The organism is Vibrio xiamenensis (assembly GCF_900100015.1).
Taxonomy (GTDB): Bacteria; Pseudomonadota; Gammaproteobacteria; order Enterobacterales; family Vibrionaceae; genus Vibrio; species Vibrio xiamenensis.
Map to the genome: position 1 here is coordinate 1 of NZ_FNDD01000079.1, position 1,752 is coordinate 1,752.

1 protein-coding gene is annotated in these 1,752 nt (G+C 39.4%); it reads right to left on the minus strand.

The features are described from left to right. Nucleotides 1-92: 92 nt before the first annotated feature. Nucleotides 93-1,394, minus strand: coding sequence for a DUF3644 domain-containing protein (locus tag BLS03_RS25305; protein ID WP_093279605.1), 1,302 nt, complete (start codon nt 1,392-1,394; stop codon nt 93-95). Nucleotides 1,395-1,752: the final 358 nt, after the last annotated feature.

Genomic DNA, 1,752 nt, shown 5'->3' on the forward strand with positions numbered 1-1,752 from the left:
TCTGAGTTTGCAGCGACAACAAGAACGGCACGAAACAGTGGTAATTTAACAAGCATTACTAATGAAGTTTTGGATTAGTTCTCGGGGGCAGGTCACTTCTTCTTAGCTTGAGCCTTTGCTTGCGCGATAAAATTATCCTTCGTCGTAATTTGCCTAACAAGCTCATCAACCGCATCTTGAGAATAAATATGTGTGTTAGATATTTTTTGGTAGTGGTGGTGCTTGTTACAAGTTGCTTTCCAATTCAGCTTTGATACTGCGGCTTGGAAACAATGACTATTTATTGTTGGATTTCCCTTTTTGTCTCGAGCTACTAAGCACTTTTCTAGTTTTGCGATATCGTAGTTAGCATTGAGGGTCTTATTGATCGCGTCAATAGCAGTCTTTTGAGTGAAAGTATGAGTTTTCTCTGGGTCTACTTGCTTTTCAACTACAAGAGCCTTTTTCAACTGCTCCAAGTCCTGAGCTTTGCCGCTAGCTGCAGCAAGTATTATCTGACTGTCTTTCTCATCACGAGCATACACAAGCGATACGTTAATTGGGATGGCGAACTCAATATCATCTTCTCTCTCTATTTCATCTTGCACCGTTTGAGCTAGTTCGAGCATATCTTCCGCAGCCTTACCATACAATGATCGCAACACAGGCTCTGGTGGCATCTTAAAATCACCAACTAGCGATATCATTCCAGCATGCTGAGATTGCATAAATGGTACCTCTGCAAACTCCTGAAACTTAGATGAATAATTAAGCACACCTGATTGGAATACGCGAGAAGCTAGCCCTTGAAGCTCAGGCATAAGTAGATGAACAGCACCATCACGCCAATCAGCTATACGGGAGATATTCTTTCTTACATTGTCATTTTCTTTGAACAACTTCTCCAAGCATTGCCTTAAAGATATAGTTTTCTTTACGCCTTGCTTATTCGCTTTCTCGAATACCGATTCTTCACCATCTCGCTCAATGATAATTGCCTTAAGAAGCTGCTCCCAAGCTGTTGAGTACATCATTACAAATCCATCTAACTTGTTTTCAAGTGATGGTCTGTTGTAAAGCTCTAATGCGAGCATCATATTATCTTTTGACTTTTTGAGCAGAGCCTTAGCTAAGTTAGATTTACATTTATGACCTAGCTCTTGATAGTGCTTACTCTGAGATAAACGCTTTTTGAACTCGATAAAACTTACGTCTAGTACATTTATTGCTTCATATGTGTTAACTTCAACTTCAGCTAAGAATTGAGTTATTTGCCCCTTCCCGTAGTAAGATTTGAATGTACTGAGCTTCCAGCCTACATACTCTATAAGATCTTCTTTGGTGAAAGTTGAACTCTCTGTTTGGTGCTTTTGCAAGAATTGGTACAGTAATAACTGCATTTCGACTTTAGCCATTTGACTCCCAATAAGTTACTCGCCTTATTGAAGTGCATTTTATTGCATAAATACTGGATAATCAGAGAGTGGCATCAAATAATTCAATACCTCTAAACGATCTGAATTAATCAGTCTTTTGTGCAAAGTTTTTGTTCTTCAGTTTGGAATGTACTCAAAAACGTCACCTTAGTTACTCTTCTCCTAATCCGTATCCTACCAATTTAGCAAAACGTTAGCTCAACAATGTCCCAAAACGCATTGGTAAATAACGGCATTAAATGAGGTAAAAATTCAGGACGAATTTTTAGGTTTTCCGCGTCGGGAACGCGTAAAACCGTGCCGGACAGCACCAGAGAACAAAAGGCATTTCTGGTTA

Excerpts from the sequence above, each read along its gene's own strand:
- BLS03_RS25305 (WP_093279605.1), bottom strand. The coding sequence starts at position 1,394 with ATGGCTAAAGTCGAAATGCAGTTATTACTGTACCAATTCTTGCAAAAG.